This is a genomic window from Gordonia sp. SGD-V-85, from assembly GCF_001456905.1.
Taxonomy (GTDB): Bacteria; Actinomycetota; Actinomycetes; order Mycobacteriales; family Mycobacteriaceae; genus Gordonia; species Gordonia hongkongensis.
In genome coordinates this window covers 1-21299 of record NZ_LNQO01000006.1, presented here as the reverse complement: position 1 = coordinate 21299, position 21299 = coordinate 1, and the positions used below count along the sequence as shown (strand labels likewise).

The window sequence follows — 21299 nt, the reverse complement described above, 5'->3', positions numbered from 1 at the left end:
TCACGCCTCGGAATGCGCGACGATCGGACCGAGGACTGCCCGCAGACTGCAACGTGTTCTAAACTAGAACGCGTTCACATGTGGAAGGCGAGGGCACGATGACGGTTGAGCAGGGGATTCGCGAGCAGATCGCAGCCGATCTGGCGCGGGCGGAGGCGACGGCGGCCGCCATCGACCGCCCCACCGACGCCCATCCCGACCTCGATGTGGTCGACGCGTACGAGATCCAGCTGATCAACATCCGCAAGCGGCTCGACGCCGGCGCGAAGGTCGCGGGGCACAAGGTCGGCCTGGCCTCCGAGGCCATGCAGAAGATGATGGGCGTCGACGAACCCGACTACGGCCATCTGCTCGACGACATGCAGTACTTCGAGCACACCCCGATCGATGCCAAGAAGCTCTGCTTCCCGCGCGTCGAGGTCGAGGTCGGTTTCATCTTGGGCGAGGACCTGCCGGGCGAGGGCTGCACCAATGAGGACGTGATCGACGCGGTCGCGTGGGTGGTGCCCTCTATCGAGCTGATCGACTCGCGGATCAAGGACTGGAAGATCACCCTGTGCGACACGATCGCCGACAACGCGTCGTCGTGTGGCTGGATTCTCGGACAGCAGCGCGTCCCGATCTCCGAGATCGACACCGGCGACATCGAAGCCACGCTGACGCGCAACGGCGAGATCGTGGCGAAGGGCAACTCGTCTGCGGTGCTGGGGCATCCGCTGAATGCGGTGAGTTGGCTCGCGCGCAAGGTCGAGGGCTTCGGGGTGCGCCTGCGCAAAGGTGACGTGATCCTGCCGGGCACCGCGACGCGGGCCATCGACATCTCGTCGGGCGATCACTTCGTGGCCGACTTCGCCGGTCTGGGCAGCGTCACCCTCGACTTCACCTGACACGAAGTGTCCCTCGATTCACCGAGTCAACAACAGCTTTCACCGAGTAAGAGGAGGAACCCGTGGCAGCCAAGCTGACCGCAGCGATCATCGGGTCGGGCAACATCGGCACCGACCTGATGTACAAGCTGGAGCGCTCCGAGGTGATCGAGCCGCGCTGGATGGTCGGCATCGATGCCGCCTCCGAGGGCATGAAGCGCGCGGCCGATCATGGCCTCATCACGATGAGTGGTGGTGCCGACGAACTGCTGGCGTCGTCGGAACGTCCGGATCTGATCTTCGAGGCGACCTCGGCCTATGTGCACCGCGAGTACGCACCGAAGTACGAGGAGGCGGGCATCATCGCCGTCGACCTCACCCCGGCCGCGGTTGGCCCCGCGGTGGTGCCGCCGGCCAATCTTCGCGAGCATCTCGACGCGCCGAACACCAACATGATCACGTGCGGCGGGCAGGCGACAATCCCGATGGTGCATGCGGTGAGTTCGATTGTGCCGGTGCCGTATGCCGAGATCGTCGCGTCGGTGGCCTCGGTGTCGGCCGGGCCGGGCACCCGCGCGAACATCGACGAGTTCACCGCGACGACCTCGGCGGGTGTCGAGACGATCGGCGGCGCGCAGCGCGGCAAGGCGATCATTATCCTGAATCCGGCGGACCCGCCGATGATCATGCGCGACACCATCTTCTGTGCCATCCCCGAGGATGCGGACACCGATGCGATCGCCGAGTCGATCCACCGGCGGGAGAAGGAGATCCAGGCCTACGTGCCGGGATACCGGTTGCTGCAGGATCCCCAGTTCGACCCGCCGAGCGTCCTCAACGGCGGACACGCCCGAGTGTCCATCTTCGTCGAGGTCGAGGGTGCAGGGGACTTCCTCCCGCCGTACGCCGGGAATCTGGACATCATGACCGCTGCCGCCACGAAGGTCGGCGAAGAGATCGCGAAGACGAAGTTGGGAGTTCCCGCATGAGCACCAATGTGGTTCTGACACCGCGCGACCCGAAGTTGATGGCGAACGCGCGCAAGTACTCCGACACCCTCGACATCCGCATCACGGACTCGTCGCTGCGTGACGGCAGTCACCACAAACGCCACCAGTTCACCGAGGACGAGGTGCGCGCCATCGTCGGCGCCCTCGACGAGGCCGGGGTGCCGGTCATCGAGGTGACCCACGGTGACGGTCTGGGCGGTTCGTCGTTCAACTACGGTTTCTCGAAAACCCCTGAGCAGCAGCTGATCAAGGCTGCCGCAGAAACAGCAAAGCGCGCGAAGATCGCCTTTCTGATGCTGCCGGGGCTGGGCACCAAGGACGACATCCGGGCGTCGCAGGACAACGGCGGTCAGATCTGCCGCATCGCGACGCACTGCACCGAGGCCGATGTCTCGATCCAGCATTTCGGACTCGCGCGCGATCTCGGTCTGGAGACCGTCGGGTTCCTGATGATGAGCCACAGCCAGCCGCCGGAGGTCATCGCCAAGCAGGCCCGCATCATGGCCGATGCCGGGTGTCAGTGTGTGTACGTCGTCGACTCCGCCGGTGCGCTGGTCCTCGAGGACGTGACCGTTCGGGTCCAGGCCCTGGTGGCCGAACTCGGCAACGACGCACAGGTCGGGTTCCACGGGCACGAGAACCTCGACATCGCGGTTGCCAACTCGGTCAACGCGATCCGCGCGGGCGCGCAGCAGATCGACGGGTCGATCCGGCGATTCGGGGCGGGCGCGGGCAACACGCCCACCGAGGCCTTCGTGGGTGTGTGCGACAAGCTCGGCATCACCACCGGCGTCGATTTCATGAAGATCGCCGACGCCGCACAGGATGTCGTCCGTCCGGCCATGCCGTCGGAGTGCCTGGTCGACCGCTCGGCGATGATGATGGGCTACGCCGGTTGCTACAGCTCGTTCCTCAAGCACGCGGAGGGGCATGCCGAACGCTATGGCGTCTCGGCTGCGGAGATCCTCCTCGAGGCGGGCAGCCGCAAACTGGTCGGCGGTCAGGAGGACCAGCTCATCGACATCGCGCTCGAGCTCAAGAAGAAGCAGGACGCGAACGCCGGGGTCTGAGCAGAAATCCGGCGGGGGCCGTCGCCGGTTGCCGCTCAGCTCCGGCTGATGTGCGCGAGGAAGTCGCGCGCGGCGCCGGCGGTCGGTTGTGGGCCCGAGAGCCACACGGCGCGGAGCGGCCGGGCGAGATCGAGGCCGGCCATCGGGATGTGGGTCAGCCGGTGTCCGAGGTCGTCGGCCACCGAGAGGTCACTGAGTACCGCCGGACCGGCTCCCGCGATGACCGCCGCGCGCACCGACGCCGTCGTGGACAGTTCCAGGACGGGTGGCGCGGCCTCTCGTCCGGGGCCGAGGGTCCTGGTCAGGGCGCGCTCGAGAAACTCCCGGGTGCCCGAGCCCTCCTCGCGCGTCACCAATGGAGTGCGGGCGAGATCGGCGGCCGTGACCGGCCGCCGCAGCCTCGTCCACGGATGACCCGGTGGTACGACGAGGATCAGCTCGTCGCGCGCGACGGTCCGGCTGCGCAGACCGGTCTGGACGCGTGACCCCTCCACGAAGCCGAGTTCGACGTCGCCGGCACGGACCAGGTCGTACACGTGATCGGAGTTGGTCGCGGTGAACGACACCTTGGGAGCAGGATGATGCTGTGCGGCAAACGAGACGAGCCAGCGCGGCAGGAGGTGCTCGGCGACGGTGAGGCTGGCGGCCAGGCGCAGCTGATCACGTCGTTCGAGGCGTAGGGCGGCCAGTCCGGCGTCGAACTCGCCGGCCAGGGTGAGCAGGCGGTCGGCCCATTCGGCGACGAGCCGCCCGGACTGCGTCGGCACCGAACCACGCGGCGTGCGCGTCAGCAGAGCGACGCCGAGCTGCGTCTCCATCGCGCGGATGCGCGCCGACACCGCCTGCTGGGTGACGCCGAGCTGGGCCGCGGCGGCGTTGAGGCTGCCCGTGGCGACCACCGCCTGCAGGGTCTCGAGGGACGCGAGGTCGGGCATCCGCGGACTCAGCACCATCGCTCGAGAATACAAGCGCCGGTTGTACCCGGGATACAAACGGCAGTTGTATCCTGCCAACGATTCGGGTCCTACCGGCGTCGTGGGATTCGCGGGAACGTGATGGACATGACCACGACCCCTGCCTCCGCCGGACTCGCAGCACCGGACCTCGGGACCGCGACAGCCCGCGGGGTGGGGCGGCGTCGCGCCACCTACGTGCCGCCCAACTGGTTCGCCGCGGTGATGGGCACGGGGATCATCGCGATCGCCGCGCACAGCCTGCCCTGGCAGCCCACAGGTCTGGCGGAGGTGGCAACCGTTTTCTGGCTGGTGGCCTGCGCGGTGTTCGGCGTCGTGCTGGTCGCCACGGTCCGGCACTGGGTCCGCGACCCGGAGGTCGCCCGCGGTCATCACGCCCACCGCGTCGTCGCCCACTTCTACGGGGCGGTGCCGATGGCGATCATGACGGTCGGGACCAGCACGATGGTCGTCGGAGCGACGGTGATCGGCCGGGATCTGGCGTTGGGGATCGACCTCGTGTGCTGGGTCGTCGGCACGATCGGCGGGGTCGTCACCGCGGTGGTCATCCCGTACCGGCATCTCATCGTCGGGCGCACGTCGGTCGGCGACGCGTTCGGCGGCTGGCTGATGCCGGTCGTCCCCCCGATGGTCTCGGCGTCGGCGGCCGCGGTGCTGACCACGCAACTGCCCGCGGGTTGGGCATCGCACGTGGTGATGGGGATCGGCTGCGCGATGTTCGTCCTGGCCGCACTCGCCTCGCTCCGCATCATCTGGGTGTTGGCGGCGCGGCTGCGCACCGGTGACGTCGGCGCCGCGCACATGGTCCCCACCTGGTGGATCGTCCTCGGACCGCTCGGCCAATCGGTCACTGCGGCGTGCCTGCTGGGCCACGTCGCACCCCATGTCGTCGACGCACCCATGGCTGAGACCCTGCATTCGTTCGCGGTCGGTTATGGCCTCGCCGTCTGGGTGGCGGCGACCCTCTGGATCGGTGTGGCTGCTCGGCTCACCGCGCGGACCCTGAGGTCGGGGATGCCGTTCGCGATGACCTGGTGGGCGTTCACCTTCCCCCTCGGCACCTACGTCACGGGTTCGAGTGCGCTGGCCCTCACCGTAGGCGGGACGGTCTTCGAGGTCGTGGCCGTCGCCGGGTTCGCAGTCCTCGTGGTGGCATGGAGCGTGGTGGCGGTTCGCACGATTCGCGGGGTCGTCACCGGCGAACTCCTCCGGGCACCCGGGGTGCGGTGAGTAGTCCCACCCGCACACCCACCCCTTTTCCGTGAACCCACCGCCTTCGGACCGGGTGGGTTCACGGAAAAGGGGTGGGTTTGTCGGAAGGGCGGGGCTACGGAGTCCCCGTGGTAGCGGGTTGCGGAGTGTGCGTGGGTCCCGTCTGCACCGGTGCCTCATGCATCCGGTCCACGACGATCATGCCCTCGAGGAACTTGCCGGCGGAGGCCAGGAGCCAGATCCGCTTCTGCATGGCGGTCATCGCACCAGCGGTGGCGGGTGTGCCGTCCCGCCAGGTGGGGACCTCGTCGAGGTAGCTCTGCACGGAGGCGGGAGGGACGGTTGCATCGTGTGCCGACATGCGAATCCTGTTCTACGCCGACGAGTTCCACGCGATATGACGGTGAATCGTGTCTGTGGAAGTCGGACGCTACAGGGTGCCGTCGGCCATCGCGTTGCGGCGGGATGAACGTTCGACGCCGCCGATGACCTGCGCGGTAGGACTCGGTGCGCACCGAGTCCTACCGCGGCCGCGCGTCACATGCCGGCGGGCGGATGTCCCAGACAGATCAGGGCTCCCATCGGATCCTTGATCGCGGCCAGCGTCCCGTATGGGGTGTCCTCGCCGGCCATGAGGATCTCCGCGCCCAGCGACTCGGCCTGCTTCACCGTGGCAGCGACATCGTCGACGGTGATGTAGACCTGCCAGAACGACGGCACCCCGGCCGGGAAGAGCTTGACCGAGTCCATGATCCCCGCGTACGACGCCTCACCGTAGAAGATCTGGCCGTAGCTGTCGGGCCCGACGGCGTCCGGGTCGCCACCGGTGCCGACCTCCTCGATGCGAGCGCCGAGCACGGTCCGGTAGAACTCGACGGACTTGGCGTAGTCCATGCTCTGACACTCGAACCAGTAGGGCGTGCCGTGCTCGCCGAACTCGGTGTACCCCTTGTGATTCTTCGGTTGCCAGAACCCGATCGCCGCCCCCGCGGTGTCGAAGGCCATCAACATCGTGCCCTCCTCGCCGATGGCCATCGGCGGCACCATGATCGAGCCCCCGGCCGACTCGACGGCCTTCACCGTGGCGTCGGCATCCTCGGTGTGGAGGTACACCGTCCAGATGTCGGGCGGCCCGGCGCCTTCCATCACCGGACTGAGACCGGCCACCCGCTTGCCGTTCTTGTGGAAGTTGCGATAACCGCCCATCTCCTCGTCGGGGGCCTCGGCCTGCCAGCCGAAGATCGCGCCGTAGAACTCCTCGGCCTTCGCGGTGTCACTGCTCATCAGGTCGAACCAGATCGGTGCCCCGGAGGGGGCTGCATACTCTGCCATTGCTGGGTCCTCTTTCTTGCTCCGCGTGAACTGGTGGACGACTGCCCGTCGGAACTTCTGACTGACAGGGTCGCGCAAACTCATCGGTCGCGGACGGCGTTGCGTTTAGTCCGACTCATATCCACCGACGTCGGCTCATGGCACCCTGATCGGATGACCAAGCATGCAGGGACGGTCGAACGACTCCGCGGCCTCGCGTGGCCGACGATGCTGGCGGGTGGTCTGCTGCTGGTGCTCTTGGCACAGGTGCAGTGGGGCAGTACCGATGAGGGCGTGGAGCCGTCGATCACCGGGTTGGGACGCGTCACGATCCTGGGCGCCAGCGACGACGATGTCGCGTTCTTCTTCGAGGACAACACCGGCCGCCCGGGCCTGAGCGTGGTGGTGCTCGGTGCCGTGATCGCGGTGGTCGCCGCCCTCGGCTGGTGGCGCCCACGCCTGCGCCCGTCCGCCATCGGCCTGATGGGGCTGGCGTCGGTCATCGTGCTCGTCGTCGGCATCCGCACGCTGAGCGACCCCGCCGCGCATCTGTTCTCCGACCGCGTGTCCGAGGCGCTCGACGCCGACCTCCCCGAGATGCAGGCGGGTTACGGACTGATCGGGACCGTCGTGGTCGCGATCCTGCTCCTGGTCGTCGTCGGTTTATGGGTGCTGAGCACCGTGTGGCCCCGTGCGGCTGCCGGTGCGGCTGCCGCCGAGCGAGCCGAGGTCAACCGAACCGACGAATCGTCTTGATGTAGCCCATGTCCTTCAGCTTCGTGAATCCGATGGGGACGCCGTTGGGGCCGTAGGCGTTGAACACCCGACCGGCGCCCGCGTAGATGCCGACGTGCCCGGCGTCGCGACCAAAGATGATGATGTCGCCCGGTGCCAGGGCGCGAAACGGTATCGCGTGTCCGACCTTCGCCTGCTGCTGGCTGGTCCGGGGGAGCTGGACGCCGGTCGTGTAGAACGCCCACCGCACCAGCCCGGAGCAGTCCCACGAATGCGGGCCGACGCCGGCCCACTTGTACGGCTTGCCGATCTGGGTGATCGCCGCCCCGAGCGCGTTGAGGCCGACGGTGGTCGGGATCGGCAGATAGATCGGGACCGACCCGGAGGAATCCGACGATCCCGCGGCCGCGGCGTGACCGGTGTCGAGGAGTGGGGAACCGGCAAGGGGAACGCCGACCGACAACGCGGCGGTGAGTGCGATGGTGCAGGTCACGCGCCTGGCGCGCGTCATCGAAACGGACATGACGACAGCTTGGCCGAGGTGAGTCGGCGTGTCGTCGGTCGTTCTCCAGGTGTGACGAACGTGTGACCGGTGTGATGCCTGGGACTTGTGTTATCTAATGGTGCTGCAGTTCCGGCTAACCGATCACCAGTAGCCGTCCGGATCGGTGGCGGGCGACTCGGCCGGGATGATGCCCTCGCTGACCCCGTGGTCGATACTCGCCGACAGCCGGGCGCACGTCGGCATCATCGCTCCGGGCAGCAGCGGGCCGTTCCCGTCGTCGCCGCCGGCGCGCATCTGCTCGAGGCCGAGGCAGCGGTCCCGGGCGTCGGCGTTCCACTGCACGCTGGTGTGGAACGAACTGGTCTTCTTCACCAGCACGCACGCATGGCATGCCCGGCACTCGATCTCGCGCATCCCACCCTGCAGGTAGTGCTCGCGGTCGCGGCGGGTGGCCTCGTGAACCCGGGCGAGCCGGTCCGGATCGTTCTGGAAGTCGGGCGCCTTCGCCCAACGGTCGGAACCCCCGGGAGCCCCTGCCATCCGAACCCCTGCCGCCCGGGTCACGTCAGACCTCGGCCTTCTCCGTGGATTCCGACGCCGTGGATTCCGCAGCCTTCTCGGCCTCCTGGCGGCGCAGGTTCTCCTGGATCTCCTCGTTCCAGCTCTCGAGGGCCTTGGAGGTGTCGATCTCGTACTCGAACCGGCCGGTCATCTCGTCGGTGACGTCGGCCTTGTCGACGTAGAACTGGTCGTACCAGCGGCGGAGCTGGTAGACCGGGCCGTCCTCCTCGACGAGGAGCGGGTTGTCGATCCGGGTCTTGTTCTTCCAGATCTCGACGTCCTGCAGGAAGCCCACCTCGACGCCGGCGCTGATCTTGGTGGCCATCTTCGACGCCTGTTCGGCGGTCAGGCCGTCCGGGACCTTGGCCATCACGCCGTACATCAGGACGAAGGAGTTCTCGTCGATCGGGTAGTGGCAGTTGGTGAGGATGGTCTCGACCGCGTAGCCGCCGTAGTACTGGATCATCGGGTTCAGCATGTACGACGGGCCGTAATACGCCGCGATCGATTCGAGGCGGCTGTCGCCGTAATTGGTGCCGAGGGTGACGTCGGGCCGGCCGTGCGAATTCATGTACTGCGCGGCGATCTCACCCTCGAAGACGTTCTTGAAGTAATCCGGAAGAGCGAAATGCACGTAGTAGAAGTGCGCCATGTCGACGACGTTGTCGATGATCTCGCGACAGTTGGAGCCCTCGATGACGATGCGGTTCCAGGTCCAGGGCGTCCACTCGTCGGACCCGAATTCCTCGAGTTCGGGGATGATGCACTCATCCGGGGGCGGATTGCCCTCGGGATCGTTGTAGACGAAGATCTGGCCGTTGCGGACCATCGACGGCCACGAGCGCGTCTTGGCGAGCTTCGGGTTGCGCTTGGCGTAGGGCACGCCGGCGCAGCGTCCGTTGCCCTTCCACAGCCAGCCGTGGAACGGGCACGCGACGTTGTCGCCCGAGAGCTTGCCCTGGGAGAGGTCGCCGCCCATGTGCCGGCAGAACGCGTCGAGCACGTTCACCTCGCCCTTGGTGTCGACCCAGACCACCAGCTTGGTGCCGAAGATCGTGACGGAGTGGGGCTTGCCGTCGTCGAACTCCTCGTGCAGGCCGAGGCAGTGCCAACCGCGCGCGAAGCGGGTGGGTGGCGCACCCGTGTCGATCTCCCGGATACCCACATCGGCCCCGTCGGAGGCGGCGGCTGCGCTCGGCGCGCCGGGGCTGCTCGGGGTCATCGTCTCGGGTCCTGAAGACATGTGCCCTCTCCTGTCTGTGGCTGATGTCGCGTCGAAGAACTGTACCCAATACTAGAACACGTTTCAGATTTGTCAGGCCGATCGTCGTCCCGAACGTCGATCGGGCCTGTACATGGGCATAAAGTCCCAGTCCTCGACAGAAATGAGAACGTGTTCTAATCTCGAACTCGATGGGTACAGCGGCCGGCTCGTCCGGCCGAGGAGAGACGAGTAGGAGCAGGCGAGATGCCAGCACAACGGAGCGAAGCCGCCGAGCAGGTCCTGGAGAAGATCAACGTCCTGCTCCCGGAACTCGAGCAGCGTGCGCAGTCGACCGAGGATCTGCGTCGAATCCCCGACGAGACCGTCTCGAGCCTCGAGACCGCCGGCTTCTTCCGGCTGTTGCAGCCCGAGCAGTGGGGTGGCTACCAGGTCGACCCGGTCACCTTCTACGAAGCGGTCCGCCGGATCGCGTCGGCCTGCGGGTCCACCGGCTGGGTGTCGGGCATCATCGGCGTCCACAACTGGCACCTCGCCCTCTTCGACCAGCAGGCGCAGGAAGACGTGTGGGGTTCGGACACCAATGTCCGGATCTCGTCGTCGTACGCGCCGATGGGCATGGGTGAGGTCGTCGACGGCGGCTACAAGGTCAACGGTTCGTGGGCGTGGTCGTCGGGTTGCGAGACTGCTGACTGGGTCTTTGTCGGGGGTCCGGTCATCAAAAACGGCAAGCCCGTCGACTTCGTCAGCTTCCTGATACCGCGTGAGGACTACACGATCAAGGACGTGTGGAACGTCGTCGGTCTGCGCGGCACCGGGTCCAACACCATCGAGGTCAAGGACGTGTTCGTGCCCCGGCACCGCATGCTCAGCATGCGCACGATGTCGATGGGGCAGAGCCCAGGCCTGGAGCGCAACACCGCGCCGGTCTACAAGATGCCATGGGGCACCATTCATCCCAGCACCATCGCGACGCCGATCGTCGGCATGGCCTACGGCGCCTACCGCGCCCACATCGAGCACCAGGGCAAGCGGGTCCGGGCCGCCTACGCGGGCGAGAAGGCCAAGGAGGATCCGTTCGCCAAGGTCCGGATCGCCGAGGCCGCCAGCGACATCGACGCCGCGTGGCGCCAGCTGTCGGGCAACCTGCAGGCCGAGTACGACCTCATCCTCGCCGGCGAGGAGGTCCCGATGGAACTGCGGCTGTCCGCTCGACGCGACCAGGTGCGTGCGACCGGACGTGCGATCGCCGCGATCGACCGGCTCTTCGAGAACTCGGGCGCCCACGCGCTCGAGAACGGGACACCGATCCAGCGCTTCTGGCGCGACGCCCACGCCGGCCGCGTGCACGCCGCGAACGACCCGGAGCGCGCCTACGTCGCATTCGGCAACGGCGAGTTCGGAATTCCCATCGGCGACACGATGGTGTGACCCTTCGTGACGCTCGCAAGCTCGCTCCTCAGGGAGCAGGGAAGTGGCTCGCAAGCTCGCTCCTCGGGGAGCAGGGAAGTGGCTCGCAAGCCCGGAGCTTGCGAAGGGCACGCCCCTCCGCTCCCTGAGGAGCCCGGAGCTTGCGGAGGGCACGCCCGTCCGCTCCCTGAGGAGCCCGGAGCTTGCGGAGGGCACGCCCCTCCGCCCCCTGAGGAGCCCGGAGCTTGCGGAGGGCGTCACGAAGGGTCCGGCCAGCACCGTCGGCAAGAGCACAAAGAGGAGTAGCAGATGAGTGACAGTCCGATTCGCTCGTTGGGGTACATGAGGATCGAGGCCACCGACATCGAGGCGTGGCGCACCTACGGCCTCAAGGTCCTCGGCATGATCGAGGGCTCTGGTCTCACCGACGGTGCCCTGTATCTCCGGATGGACGATTTCCCGGCCCGTCTGGTCATCGTGCCGTCCGAGCACGACCGGCTCGCCTGCGCGGGCTGGGAGGTCGCGAATGCCGCTGAGTTGCAGGATGTCCGGGATCGGCTGTCGCGTGCGGGTGTGGTCTTCCGCGAGGGCAAGGACGAGGAGGTCGCCGACCGTCGGGTCGCCGAGATGATCGTCTTCGACGACCCGGCGGACAACACCCTGGAGGTCTTTCACGGCGCCGCGCTGGAGCACCGGCGCGTCGTCAGCCCGTACGGGCATCGCTTCGTCACCGAGGAGCAGGGTCTGGGCCACGTGGTGCTCACCTGCTCCGACGACAAGGCGGCGCTCGAATTCTACCGGGACGTACTCGGATTCAAGCTCCGGGACTCGATGCGCCTCCCGCCGCAGGTGGTCGGCCGCGAAGAGGGCGACGAGGTGCCGTGGTTGCGCTTCCTCGGCTGCAACCCCCGACATCATTCGCTGGCGTTCCTGCCGATCCCGAACAGCACCGGCATCGTCCACCTGATGGTCGAGGTCGAGAACGCCGACGACGTCGGCCTGTGCCTCGACCGCGCGCTGCGCAAGAAGGTGCCGATGTCGGCGACGCTCGGCCGACACGTCAACGACCTCATGCTGTCCTTCTACATGAAGACGCCGGGCGGCTTCGACATCGAATTCGGTTGTGAGGGGCGCACGGTGAAGGACGACGAGTGGATCGCCCGGGAGAGCACGGCAGTGAGTCTGTGGGGGCATGACTTCAGCGTCGGGTTCAAGGGCTGAGATGCCTTTGTCCGAGATGCCCTCCGGCGCCGCGACCCAGCAGTCCACGCGTTCGCCCTACGGGTCCGCCGATTTCGACTCCCGTCAGTTCCGAACGGCGATGGGCCAGTTCTGCACCGGGGTCACCGTCATCACGACCCTCGACGACGCGGGTAAGCCGGTCGGGTTCGCCTGCCAGTCGTTCGCCGCGTTGTCGCTCGATCCGCCGCTGGTCCTCTTCTGTCCGATGAAGACCTCCCGGAGCTGGAAGGTCATCGAGAAGACGGGCAAGTTCTGTGTGAACGTCCTGTCGAACCGCCAGCAGGACGTCAGCGCCGCCTTCGGCGCCCCCGGCGACGACAAGTTCGCGAACGTCATCTGGGACCCGTCACCGGCCGGTCTCCCCGTCATCCGGCACAGCCTGACCTGGGTCGAATGCGACGTCGAGACGGTCACCGACGGCGGTGACCATCACATCGTCATCGGCCGCGCACTGACTCTCGGAGAAGTGCTGCAGGACAAGCCGTTGCTGTTCTACCGTGGCGGCTACCTGTCGACCGAACACCCGCGGGTCACGCCCGCACAGGCAGAGTTGGAAAACTTTCTCACATGGACGGGCGGGGACACCTGGCTATGACCGTCGACGACGCGACGAGTACCGAGACAGCGACGACCGAGACATCGTCAACCGAAACAACGAGTGGCGCACCGCTGGTCACGCAGCCCCTCCTCGACGCGATCGCGGAGGCCGAGAAGCTGGTCGCATCGGCCGATTTCGCCGAGACCGAACAGGATCTCGCCGAAGGCTACGACTACCTCGCGGGGAGTATCGCCGCCATCGTCCAACTGGTGCGCGCCCGGTCCATCTCCCACCCGAACTTCGTGACGTCCACCGGGCCGTCGACGAAGATGGGCCTGGACAATCCGGACACGCTCTATTATCACGCCGACGTCGAACCCACCGGGACATACCGGGTACGCGGGCGGCGCGGTACCACAACCGATCTCAGCTTCCAGGTCCTGCGCGGCGACTACACGGCCTCGTCGGTACCGGGCGGCGAGGATGCGTTCGACGACCGGCGGCTGACGATCGCCGACGACGGGTCGTTCGAGCTGACCTTCGGCCCACCCATCCCGGATGCGCCGGACGACTACTTCCCGCTCGGCGAGGGCGCGTCGATGCTCGCGGTGCGCGAGGTCTACTCCGACTGGTCCGAACGCAAGGGGTCGATCACCATCGAACGGGTCGACACCATCGGGACCGCGCCGCCGGAGCCGGACCTGGCCCGGGTGTCCCGCCGGTACGCGACGGCCGGCAAGATGCTGACGGCTCGCATCAACACCTGGTTCAACTTCCCGAAGTGGTTCTACCTCGACGAGCCGGTCAACACGTTCACCGCACCGCGGCAGACCCCGGGCGGCCTCAGCACGCAGTTCTCCTCCGTCGGACACTTCCGGTTGGGGCCCGACGAGGCGATGGTGATCACCATTCCGCGGTCCGACGCCCCGTACCAGGGATTCCAGCTCGGCAGCATGTGGTACATCTCGCTGGACTACGTCAACCACCAGACCAGCCTGAACTCCGCTCAGGCGCAGGTGGATCCGGACGGGATGATCCGCATGGTGGTGTCGCATCGTGATCCGGGCGTCGCGAACTGGATCGAGACGACGGGACGGTCGAGGGGCATCCTTCAGTTCCGCTGGCAGCGCAGTGATTCGCCGATCGGCCCGGACCTGGGCCCGACCGCACAGGTCGTCGCTTTCGACGAAGTCGCCGACCATCTGCCGCACCTCGAGCACAACAGGATCGACGCCGACGGCTGGGCGGAGCGGATCGCGGCACGTCAGCGCGGGTTCGCCGAGAGGATGCTGGGATGAGCGCACAGGGGGGTCTGCTCGCCGACAAGGTCGTCGTGGTCTCGGGTGTCGGTCCGGGACTCGGGCGGTCGATCTGTCTGCGCGCCGCCGCGGAGGGGGCGCGGGTCGTCCTCGCCGCCCGCACGGAATCGCGTCTGAAAGAGGTCGCCGCCGAGATCGACGCCACCGGCGGGACCAGCCTCGTCGTCCCGGCTGACATCACCGACGACGCCGCCGTCGACAACCTGGTGGCCACCACCGTCGCCGAGTTCGGCCGGGCCGATGTACTGGTCAACAACGCCTTCGCCCTCCCGTCGATGAAACCGTTGTCCCGCACCGACTTCGATCAGATCGCGAGCAGCATCGACGTCACCGTGCTGGGCACACTGCGGGTGATTCGCGCGTTCACCGACGCGCTGGGCGAGTCCGACGGCTCGATCGTGAACATCAACTCGATGGTCATCCGGCACTCCGAACCCCGTTACGGCAGTTACAAGATCGCGAAGTCGGCGCTGCTGGCGATGTCGCAGTCGCTGGCCTCCGAACTCGGCGACAAGGGGATTCGCATCAACTCGGTCGCACCGGGTTACATCTGGGACGACCAGCTGAAGTGGTACTTCGGCGAGGTCGCCAAGAAATACGGGATCTCACCCGACGACGTCTACGAGCAGACGGCGTCGAAGTCCGACCTCAAGCGATTGCCGGAGCCGGACGAGATCGCCGACGCCGTCGTGTTCCTCGCCTCGCCGATGGCGCGCGCCATCACCGGGCACACCCTGGACGTGAATTGCGGTGAATACCATGACTAGTGCGGCACGCACCGACGTCGGCACGATCGAAGACCTGCATTCCTCGGCCACTCGCGCCACCGGCCTCGACGACTTCGGGGACACCGAGTACCTGGAGCCGTTGGGCATCCTGCTCGACTCCTACCGCTCCGAGGCGGGGCTGACCGAGATCGGCAGCAAGATGTTCCGCTTCTTCCTCAAGGGCGCGTTGGTCGCCCGGTTGCTCAGCGAGGCGTCGTGGAAGGCGAACCCGGGGTACGCCGACGTCGAGGTGACGCGGCCGATCTTCGTGACCGGCCTGCCGCGCACGGGAACGACTGCGCTGCACCGACTCCTGGCCGCCGATCCGGCGCACCAGGGCGTCGAGATGTGGCTCGCCGAGTTCCCGCAGCCCCGGCCGCCGCGCGACACCTGGTCCGACAATCCCGTCTACCAGCAGATCCAGGCCGGGTTCGAGCAACATCACGTCGAGAATCCCGAGTTCATGGGGTTGCACTACATGGACGCCGGCGAGGTCGAGGAGTGCTGGCAGCTGCTCCGCCAGAGCGTCATGTCGATCTCGTACGAATCCCTCGCGCACATCCCGACCTACTCGAGGTGGCTCGCCCAACAGGACTGGACGCCGGCGTATCTCCGACACCGCAAGAACCTGCAGCTGATCGGGCTCAACGATCCCGGCAAGCGGTGGGTGCTCAAGAACCCCAGCCATCTGTTCGCGCTCGACGCGCTCATGGCAGCGTACCCGGATGCCCTGGTGATCCAGACGCACCGGCCGCCCAGCACTCTCATCGCGTCGATGTGCAGCTTGGCCGAACACGCCACCCCGGGATGGTCGACGACGTTCACCGGCGAGCAAGTGGGCCAGGACCAGCTCGAGCTGTGGTCGCGCGGACTCCGTGAGTTCTCCACCGCACGGAAGCGGTACGACCCGGCCCAGTTCCTCGACATCGACTTCACCGATCTGCGCAACGACCCGATGGGCACCGTCGAGCGGGTGTACGCGGCGCTGGACACCCCGATGTCGGAGGACGCGCGTGCGGCGGTGACCGCGCTCGACGAGGAAAGCCGGTCGGGTGCGCGCAAACCGCAGCACCGGTACCAGCTCGCCGATTACGGACTCGACGAGGCAACGGTCGAGGCGGCCTTCGCCGTCTGACCCACCGGCCGCCCGCCGGTCGTTCTACAGTGCATCGCATGGCAGAACCGGAGAACCGACAGTCGGCAGAGGGACTGAGCCGGCTCATCGCATTCGCCGACGCGGTGGTCGCGATCGCGCTGACCCTGCTGGTGCTCCCGCTCGTCGACATCGCGAACGACCTGCGCGAGGAGTCGTCGGTCGCGGACGTGGTGTCCGACAACTCGATCGAACTGGTCAGCTTCATCATCAGTTTCGGCGTCATCTGGATCCTGTGGCGCCAGCACCATCAGACGATGGAGTACTTCCGCGCCTACGACCGCACGCTGATCAACCTCCACTTCATCTGGTTGCTCACGATCGTGGCGCTACCCTTCGCGACGGCCCTCATCGACGGTGCCCACATCGAGCAGGCCAACATCCTCTACATCGGTGTGCTGGCCGTCTCGGTGGGCTCGCTCATCGCGATCGCCGAATGGGGTCGTCGGCACCGAGAACTGCTCGCCGACGACGACGCGACCGACCGATGGGTTGCATCATCGAGCGGAGTCGCCACGTTCATCATCCTCGCGGTCGCACTGGGCGTCGCGATCGTGTTCCCGCGCAGCGGAAATCTGCCGCTGTTCCTACTGCTGCTGACCGACCCGGTCGAGCGGCTGCTCGCCCGGTGGCGGCCGCGGCGGCACTGAGGTCGGTCAGCGCAGTGCGCGGGCCGCTTCGGTAACCGCGGTGTGCGGGGCACCGAACATCTGCGACGTGGCCTGTGCGCGTTTGAAATAGAGCTGGATGTCGTGCTCCCAGGTGATGCCGATGCCGCCGTGCAGCTGGATGGCCTCGCCCGCGACACGACGATTGGCATCGGAGCAGTACACGTGGGCGGCCAGCGCCAGGTCGGCGGTGTCCGGGTCGTCGGCGGCGAGGGCGGCCACGGCGGCGCGGGAGATCGACCGCGCCGTCTCGACCAGCACGTACATGTCGGCCATCCGATGCTTGAGGGCCTGGAACGAGCCGATGGTGCGCCCGAACTGCTTGCGGGACTTGGTGTACTCGACCGTGAGGTCGAGCGCTCGCTGCGCGCCCCCGACCTGCTCGGCGGACAGCAGGGCCCACGCGAGCGCGCGGAGCCGGGACGCGAGATCGTCCGGCGCCGGGATCGCCGCGGACGCGACCTCGTCGAAGCGCACCGAGGACAGCGCCCGGGTCGGGTCGAGGACGGGCATCGGCGACACCGAGACGCCGTCCGCATCGGCGGCCACCTCGTGCAGGGTCAGGTGCGTCCCGGGTCCGGCTGCGAGCACGAGGAGCACGTCGGCCGATTCGCCGTCGACGACGAAGTGGGCTGTCCCGGTGAGGAGTCCGGCGTCGGCGCGCACACCGGGTGCCTGCCAGCCGCGTTCACCGGCCCAGCACACCGCCGCGGTCCGCTCGCCTGCGGCCAGGGCGGGGAGAAGTCGCGACGACGCGTCGTCGTCACCCGCGAGCAGGATCGTGCCGGTGGCGAGTGCGGAGCCGAGCGCGGGGACGGGACTCAGTGCGGCGCCCAGTTCTTCGAGCACCGCGGCCGACTCCATCCATGACGCCCCGGCACCGCCGAATCGCTCGGGGACAGCCAGCGCGGCGACGCCGATCTCGGTGCACAGTGTCTGCCAGAGACTGGAGTCGATCCGCCCCGAGGCGGACATCGCGGCGCGGACCGTCGTCGAATCGCCCCGGCGACGCAGGAGATCCCGCACCGCCTCGACGAGTGCCTCCCGTTCCTCGGCGCCGATGGCCGGGCTTTCGATGCCGGTACTGACGGTCACAGCGTCTCCAGGATGCGTTGGCGGTGTACGGCGGGGGAGCCCCAGGCGTTGAGCAGCGCCCGGGTCTTGGTGATGTACAGCGAGATGTCGTGCTCGGCGGTGTACCCGATCGCCCCCATCACCTGCAGCGAGCGGCGGGCCGACAGGTCGGCGGCCTCGGCGGCCGCGACCTTCGCCGCCGAGATGTCGCGCGAGACGTCGGTGCCCTCCGGCACCTGGCCGTCGACGCCGAGGGCGGCTGCGTGAACGAGGGGGCGGGCCATCTCGATGGCGATCGCCACGTCGGCGAGATGATGTTTGACGGCCTGGAACGACCCGATCGGTCGGCCGAACTGCTTGCGCGACTGCGCGTATTCCGAGGCGATGGACAGCATCGCCTGACCCAGGCCGAGCAGCTGCGCGGCCGTGGCCAGTGCACCCGCGTCCGCGGCGTCGGACGCATCGATCCCGGTGGCCAGGACGTCGCCGGCGGTGACCCGCGACAACGTCCGGGTGCTGTCGACCGAGGGCTCGGTGCTCTGCACGGTGGCCCGCGAGAGCACTCCGTCCTCGACGAGGTAGACATCGGCGGCGGCGGTGTCGGCGGCCAACGGCTGGAGCGGTCCGATCGCGCAGGTCGCCAGCCGCCCCTCGGCGAGGTCGCTGAGCGGGCCCGACACGTCGGCGTCGTGCAGCAGGATCGGCAGCACGGCGACGCTCTCGACGATCGGGCCCGGGGCACAGTGGCGTCCGAGTTGCTCGACGGCGACGACCATCTCGACGGCCCCGGCGCTGCTGCCGCCGTGTGACTCGTCGATCAGGAGTCCGCTGATGCCCGCGTCGGCCAGCTGTGAGTAGACCTTGGCGACGGCCGCGCGGTCACCGGCCGCCCAGGCGCGCGTGGCGGTCGGCATGTCGGCCTTGCCCAGCATGGCGTCCACCGTCGAGGCGAGGTCGGTGTGGATGTCGGAGAGTCGGAAGTCCATGATGATCACCGATCTCCACGGGGAAGGCCGAGCAGGCGCTCGGCGATGACATTGCGCTGGATCTCGTTGGTACCCGCGTAGATCGGCCCGGACAACGAGAAGAGGTAGCCGTCGGTCCACCGGTCGTCGAGCTCGGCGGCCGGGCCCTGCAGGTCGAGGGCGGTCTCGTGAGCGGCGATGTCCCACTGCGACCAGAACACCTTGTTGATGGACGACTCCATGCCGAGCGAACCACCGGCCGCAAGACGACTCACCGTCTGATACGTGGACAGCTCGTAGGCTCGTGACCCGATCCACGCATCTGCCACGCGCGCATCGGTGTTCGCCGTCGACGGGACGTCGTCCCGGTTCGACCGCCACAGTTCGACGAGGCGGTCGGTGGTGGCCAGGAACCGGCCGGGTGCGCGCAGGGACAGCCCGCGTTCGTTGGCGGCGGTGCTCATCGCGACCCGCCACCCGTTGTCCACCTCGCCGATGACACCCGACTCGCCCGGATTCGACGGATCGTCGGGGACGAAGACGTTCTCCAAGAACAGCTCTGCGAACCCGGCCTCGCCGTCGAGCTGTGCGATCGGTCGGACGGTCACGCCCTCGCTGCGCAGGTCGAACATGAAGTAGGTGAGACCCTTGTGGCGCTGCGCCTGTTTGTCGGTGCGGAAGAGGCCGAAGGCGCGGTCGGCGAAACTCGACCGCGAACTCCAGGTCTTCTGACCGTTGAGCAGCCAGCCGCCGTCGGTGCGAACGGCGGTCGACCGCAGCGAGGCGAGGTCGCTGCCGGCCTCGGGTTCGCTCCACGCCTGACCCCAGATGTCGTCGGCGTTGGCCATCCGCGGCAGGATGCGTTCCAGCTGAGCAGGACTCGCGTGCTCGAACAGGGTGGGTGCGAGCAGGAAGATGCCGTTCTGGCTCACGCGTCCGGGAGCACCCGAACGGTAGTACTCCTCCTCGAAGATGACCCAGTGCAGCAGCGGGGCATCGCGGCCGCCGTATTCCTCCGGCCAGCTGACGACCGACATCCGGTCGGCGGCCATCGTCCGCTCCCACTCGCGGTGCGCCTCGAATCCCTCGGCGGTGTCCATCGACGGAAGCGGTTCGCGCGGAACATGATCGGCCAGCCAGGTGCGGACCTCGGCGCGGAAGTCGTCGGCGGCGTCGTCGAACAGCAGGTCCATGTCAGCTCACCGATCCCGCGGTGCCGGTCGACGCCGACGCCTTCATCGACTTCGCGTCCATCCCGCCGAGGGAGTCGCCACCCGCCTCGGAGTTGGCCGCGTGCGCGAAGTGGTGCCAGCCGAACACCGAATCCATCGAGTTGCGCAGTCCCATCTGGTCTTCGCAGATGTTGACGGCCTTCTTGCTCAGGAAGAGCCCCTGCATCGGCATGGCGACGGCCTTCTCGGCGATCTCGTTCACCTTGGTCTCGAGGGCGTCCCGGGGAACGACGTGGTTGACCATGCCCCAGTCGGCCGCCTGCGTCGCGGTGAAACGTTCACCGGTGAAGAGGATCTCCTTCGCCCGGCGCGGGCCGAGCACGAAGGCGTGGGCGAAGTACTCGACGCCGGGGATGCCCATGCGGGCGACCGGGTCCGAGAAGAACGCGTCATCGGAGGCGACGATGAAGTCGCAGATCCAGGCGAGCATGAGACCGCCGGCGATGCACGCGCCATGGACCTGGGCGATGAGGGGTTTGGGGATGTCACGCCAGCGGCGGCACATCCCCATGTACACCTCCATCTCGCGGGCGAGACGCTGGTCGGCACCGGTCTTGTCGGTGTGGTCCCAGTGCAGGACGGCCGCGTTCTCGTAGTAGGTGTCGAAGTCGCGTTCGGGGGTGCCGATGTCGTGTCCGGCCGAGAAGTGCTTGCCGTTCGCCCGCAGCACGATCACCTTCACCGAAGCGTCGTCGACGGCCTTGCGGAAAGCGGCGTCGAGCGAATAGGTCATCACCGAGTTCTGCGCGTTGCGGTACTCCGGGCGGTTCAGCGTCACATAGGCCACCGCGCCGTCGGGGCCGCCGGTCTCGTAGGCGACCGGTGAGGTGTCCGGGCCCAGATCGTCGGGTCCGAGCGGAGGTGGGATGACGGCGTCACTCATGCCCCCGAGACTAACCTAGCAAGTGCTTGGTTGGTAGTCGGTGTCGGTGATCGCCGGGGTCAGAAGTGCGGTGTGGAGCGATAGGTGAGCTCCCGGATCCGGCCGTTTAGGTGGCGGCTGTCGTCGGCATCATCTCGGCGAACTCGCGAAACATGTTGGCGACGATCACCATTCGATGTTTCCTCTGCTGTTTAGCCCTAAAGAACACCATAATCCCTGCTCCCTGAGCCTGGATCCGTGGATGGGTGCGGGGTGTCGGTAACGTGAAAATGCCCTCTGAGCTGGAATGATTGGTGGTGTTGAGACACAAAACATTCCAGCTCAGAAGGCACTTTCAGTGAAAGTATCGCACACGTTCTCCGCCACGTCCGCCATGTTCGACGACGACAACCTGGTGTCGCACGCCGGACTGGTGCCGGTCATGAGAGTGGCCGAGTCGACCGGGTTGGCCGCATCGCTGGGCGACCGGGTCGATCTCGGTACCACCCAGGTCGCCTCCGCTGGGGCAAACCTCGACGCGAAACTGTTGACCGTGATCGGCGGATTGTGTTGCGGCGCTGACAGTATCGACGACCTCGGAAT

The 21299-nt window shown here is 67.4% G+C and carries 22 protein-coding genes and 1 pseudogene; 13 read left to right on the top strand and 10 right to left on the bottom strand.

Going from position 1 to position 21299, the window contains the following annotated elements; genetic code table 11:
• Window positions 1-98 precede the first annotated feature (98 nt).
• From AS181_RS08565 to dmpG, 3 genes are all read left to right on the top strand, one after another.
• Window positions 99-887, top strand: a complete 789-nt coding sequence (locus AS181_RS08565; RefSeq protein ID WP_058251404.1) for a 2-keto-4-pentenoate hydratase — start codon at window positions 99-101, stop codon at window positions 885-887.
• Window positions 888-949: 62 nt separating this feature from the next.
• Window positions 950-1855, top strand: coding sequence for an acetaldehyde dehydrogenase (acetylating) (locus tag AS181_RS08560; protein WP_058251175.1), 906 nt, complete (start codon window positions 950-952; stop codon window positions 1853-1855).
• Window positions 1852-2946: a 4-hydroxy-2-oxovalerate aldolase gene (gene dmpG / locus AS181_RS08555; RefSeq protein WP_058251174.1), complete on the top strand. Its 1095-nt coding sequence runs from the start codon at window positions 1852-1854 to the stop codon at window positions 2944-2946. Before AS181_RS08560 ends, dmpG begins: the two co-directional genes overlap by 4 nt.
• Window positions 2947-2981: 35 nt before the next feature.
• On the opposite strand, the gene AS181_RS08550 is transcribed toward dmpG, so the two are convergent.
• Window positions 2982-3899, bottom strand: coding sequence for a LysR family transcriptional regulator (locus tag AS181_RS08550; protein ID WP_082652897.1), 918 nt, complete (start codon window positions 3897-3899; stop codon window positions 2982-2984).
• Between the two features lie 102 nt (window positions 3900-4001).
• Between AS181_RS08550 and AS181_RS08545 the strand changes: the two genes are divergently transcribed.
• Window positions 4002-5150, top strand: a complete 1149-nt coding sequence (locus AS181_RS08545) for a TDT family transporter (RefSeq protein WP_082652896.1) — start codon at window positions 4002-4004, stop codon at window positions 5148-5150.
• Between the two features lie 97 nt (window positions 5151-5247).
• Here AS181_RS08545 and AS181_RS08540 read toward each other — a convergent pair whose 3' ends face one another.
• Both AS181_RS08540 and AS181_RS08535 read right to left on the bottom strand, forming a co-directional pair.
• Window positions 5248-5493, bottom strand: coding sequence for a hypothetical protein (locus AS181_RS08540; protein ID WP_058251173.1), 246 nt, complete (start codon window positions 5491-5493; stop codon window positions 5248-5250).
• Between the two features lie 176 nt (window positions 5494-5669).
• On the bottom strand, window positions 5670-6464 hold the full coding sequence (locus AS181_RS08535) for a VOC family protein (RefSeq protein ID WP_058251401.1): 795 nt from the start codon (window positions 6462-6464) through the stop codon (window positions 5670-5672).
• Between the two features lie 153 nt (window positions 6465-6617).
• Between AS181_RS08535 and AS181_RS08530 the strand changes: the two genes are divergently transcribed.
• Entirely contained in the window at window positions 6618-7199 is a 582-nt protein-coding gene (locus tag AS181_RS08530; RefSeq protein ID WP_058251172.1) for a hypothetical protein, read from the top strand.
• Here the strand turns inward: AS181_RS08530 and AS181_RS08525 are convergent.
• The 3 genes from AS181_RS08525 to AS181_RS08515 all read right to left on the bottom strand — a co-directional run bounded on the left by AS181_RS08525 (window position 7174) and on the right by AS181_RS08515 (window position 9487).
• Window positions 7174-7701, bottom strand: coding sequence for a C40 family peptidase (locus tag AS181_RS08525; protein ID WP_058251171.1), 528 nt, complete (start codon window positions 7699-7701; stop codon window positions 7174-7176). The genes AS181_RS08530 and AS181_RS08525 overlap by 26 nt on opposite strands.
• 123 nt (window positions 7702-7824) lie before the next feature.
• Window positions 7825-8223: a hypothetical protein gene (locus AS181_RS08520; RefSeq protein ID WP_058251170.1), complete on the bottom strand. Its 399-nt coding sequence runs from the start codon at window positions 8221-8223 to the stop codon at window positions 7825-7827.
• A gap of 25 nt (window positions 8224-8248) precedes the next feature.
• Window positions 8249-9487 carry a Rieske 2Fe-2S domain-containing protein gene (locus AS181_RS08515; RefSeq protein ID WP_058251169.1) on the bottom strand — a complete coding sequence of 413 codons (1239 nt, stop codon included), beginning with the start codon at window positions 9485-9487 and terminating at the stop codon, window positions 8249-8251.
• A gap of 225 nt (window positions 9488-9712) precedes the next feature.
• Between AS181_RS08515 and hsaA the strand changes: the two genes are divergently transcribed.
• From hsaA to AS181_RS08480, 7 genes are all read left to right on the top strand, one after another.
• Complete coding sequence (hsaA, locus tag AS181_RS08510; protein ID WP_058251168.1) at window positions 9713-10897, top strand: 3-hydroxy-9,10-secoandrosta-1,3,5(10)-triene-9,17-dione monooxygenase oxygenase subunit; 1185 nt, start codon at window positions 9713-9715, stop codon at window positions 10895-10897.
• A gap of 288 nt (window positions 10898-11185) precedes the next feature.
• Entirely contained in the window at window positions 11186-12097 is a 912-nt protein-coding gene (hsaC, locus tag AS181_RS08505) for an iron-dependent extradiol dioxygenase HsaC (protein WP_058251167.1), read from the top strand.
• 16 nt (window positions 12098-12113) lie between these two features.
• Entirely contained in the window at window positions 12114-12713 is a 600-nt protein-coding gene (gene hsaB / locus AS181_RS08500) for a 3-hydroxy-9,10-secoandrosta-1,3,5(10)-triene-9,17-dione monooxygenase reductase subunit (protein WP_058251400.1), read from the top strand.
• The gene (locus tag AS181_RS08495; RefSeq protein ID WP_058251166.1) at window positions 12710-13954 is read left to right on the top strand and encodes a hypothetical protein; all 1245 of its coding nucleotides are present in this window, start codon (window positions 12710-12712) and stop codon (window positions 13952-13954) included. The genes hsaB and AS181_RS08495 overlap by 4 nt, the downstream gene beginning before the upstream one ends.
• Window positions 13951-14742 (top strand): SDR family oxidoreductase, encoded by a 792-nt coding sequence (locus AS181_RS08490; RefSeq protein WP_058251165.1) that lies wholly within the window; start codon window positions 13951-13953, stop codon window positions 14740-14742. Before AS181_RS08495 ends, AS181_RS08490 begins: the two co-directional genes overlap by 4 nt.
• Window positions 14735-15877 carry a sulfotransferase family protein gene (locus tag AS181_RS08485; RefSeq protein ID WP_058251164.1) on the top strand — a complete coding sequence of 381 codons (1143 nt, stop codon included), beginning with the start codon at window positions 14735-14737 and terminating at the stop codon, window positions 15875-15877. The genes AS181_RS08490 and AS181_RS08485 overlap by 8 nt, the downstream gene beginning before the upstream one ends.
• 38 nt (window positions 15878-15915) lie before the next feature.
• Window positions 15916-16545, top strand: coding sequence for a TMEM175 family protein (locus AS181_RS08480; RefSeq protein WP_058251163.1), 630 nt, complete (start codon window positions 15916-15918; stop codon window positions 16543-16545).
• A 6-nt stretch (window positions 16546-16551) separates the two neighbouring features.
• Here the strand turns inward: AS181_RS08480 and AS181_RS08475 are convergent, their stop codons facing one another.
• Genes AS181_RS08475 through AS181_RS08460 form a run of 4 tightly spaced genes read right to left on the bottom strand, consistent with a single transcriptional unit; the run spans window position 16552 to window position 20717 of the window.
• The gene (locus tag AS181_RS08475) at window positions 16552-17658 is read right to left on the bottom strand and encodes an acyl-CoA dehydrogenase family protein (RefSeq protein ID WP_058251162.1); all 1107 of its coding nucleotides are present in this window, start codon (window positions 17656-17658) and stop codon (window positions 16552-16554) included.
• Entirely contained in the window at window positions 17655-18623 is a 969-nt protein-coding gene (locus AS181_RS08470; protein ID WP_058251399.1) for an acyl-CoA dehydrogenase family protein, read from the bottom strand. Before AS181_RS08470 ends, AS181_RS08475 begins: the two co-directional genes overlap by 4 nt.
• 5 nt (window positions 18624-18628) lie before the next feature.
• Window positions 18629-19795, bottom strand: coding sequence for an acyl-CoA dehydrogenase family protein (locus AS181_RS08465; protein ID WP_058251161.1), 1167 nt, complete (start codon window positions 19793-19795; stop codon window positions 18629-18631).
• Between the two features lies 1 nt (window position 19796).
• A complete protein-coding gene (locus AS181_RS08460) occupies window positions 19797-20717 on the bottom strand; it encodes an enoyl-CoA hydratase (protein WP_058251160.1) in 921 nt (306 codons plus the stop codon).
• Between the two features lie 337 nt (window positions 20718-21054).
• Here AS181_RS08460 and AS181_RS08455 point away from each other — a divergent pair.
• Window positions 21055-21299, top strand: a pseudogene (locus AS181_RS08455) (IS1380 family transposase); the annotation flags it as partial.

Excerpts from the sequence above, each read along its gene's own strand:
- AS181_RS08540 (WP_058251173.1), bottom strand. The coding sequence starts at position 5,493 with ATGTCGGCACACGATGCAACCGTCCCTCCCGCCTCCGTGCAGAGCTAC.
- AS181_RS08545 (WP_082652896.1), top strand. The coding sequence starts at position 4,002 with ATGGACATGACCACGACCCCTGCCTCCGCCGGACTCGCAGCACCGGAC.
- AS181_RS08470 (WP_058251399.1), bottom strand. The coding sequence starts at position 18,623 with ATGGACTTCCGACTCTCCGACATCCACACCGACCTCGCCTCGACGGTG.
- AS181_RS08485 (WP_058251164.1), top strand. The coding sequence starts at position 14,735 with ATGACTAGTGCGGCACGCACCGACGTCGGCACGATCGAAGACCTGCAT.
- dmpG (WP_058251174.1), top strand. The coding sequence starts at position 1,852 with ATGAGCACCAATGTGGTTCTGACACCGCGCGACCCGAAGTTGATGGCG.
- AS181_RS08460 (WP_058251160.1), bottom strand. The coding sequence starts at position 20,717 with ATGAGTGACGCCGTCATCCCACCTCCGCTCGGACCCGACGATCTGGGC.
- AS181_RS08520 (WP_058251170.1), bottom strand. The coding sequence starts at position 8,223 with ATGGCAGGGGCTCCCGGGGGTTCCGACCGTTGGGCGAAGGCGCCCGAC.
- AS181_RS08565 (WP_058251404.1), top strand. The coding sequence starts at position 99 with ATGACGGTTGAGCAGGGGATTCGCGAGCAGATCGCAGCCGATCTGGCG.
- AS181_RS08525 (WP_058251171.1), bottom strand. The coding sequence starts at position 7,701 with ATGTCCGTTTCGATGACGCGCGCCAGGCGCGTGACCTGCACCATCGCA.
- AS181_RS08465 (WP_058251161.1), bottom strand. The coding sequence starts at position 19,795 with ATGGACCTGCTGTTCGACGACGCCGCCGACGACTTCCGCGCCGAGGTC.
- AS181_RS08530 (WP_058251172.1), top strand. The coding sequence starts at position 6,618 with ATGACCAAGCATGCAGGGACGGTCGAACGACTCCGCGGCCTCGCGTGG.
- AS181_RS08515 (WP_058251169.1), bottom strand. The coding sequence starts at position 9,487 with ATGTCTTCAGGACCCGAGACGATGACCCCGAGCAGCCCCGGCGCGCCG.
- AS181_RS08480 (WP_058251163.1), top strand. The coding sequence starts at position 15,916 with ATGGCAGAACCGGAGAACCGACAGTCGGCAGAGGGACTGAGCCGGCTC.
- AS181_RS08490 (WP_058251165.1), top strand. The coding sequence starts at position 13,951 with ATGAGCGCACAGGGGGGTCTGCTCGCCGACAAGGTCGTCGTGGTCTCG.
- hsaC (WP_058251167.1), top strand. The coding sequence starts at position 11,186 with ATGAGTGACAGTCCGATTCGCTCGTTGGGGTACATGAGGATCGAGGCC.
- AS181_RS08535 (WP_058251401.1), bottom strand. The coding sequence starts at position 6,464 with ATGGCAGAGTATGCAGCCCCCTCCGGGGCACCGATCTGGTTCGACCTG.
- hsaA (WP_058251168.1), top strand. The coding sequence starts at position 9,713 with ATGCCAGCACAACGGAGCGAAGCCGCCGAGCAGGTCCTGGAGAAGATC.
- hsaB (WP_058251400.1), top strand. The coding sequence starts at position 12,114 with ATGCCCTCCGGCGCCGCGACCCAGCAGTCCACGCGTTCGCCCTACGGG.
- AS181_RS08495 (WP_058251166.1), top strand. The coding sequence starts at position 12,710 with ATGACCGTCGACGACGCGACGAGTACCGAGACAGCGACGACCGAGACA.
- AS181_RS08550 (WP_082652897.1), bottom strand. The coding sequence starts at position 3,899 with ATGGTGCTGAGTCCGCGGATGCCCGACCTCGCGTCCCTCGAGACCCTG.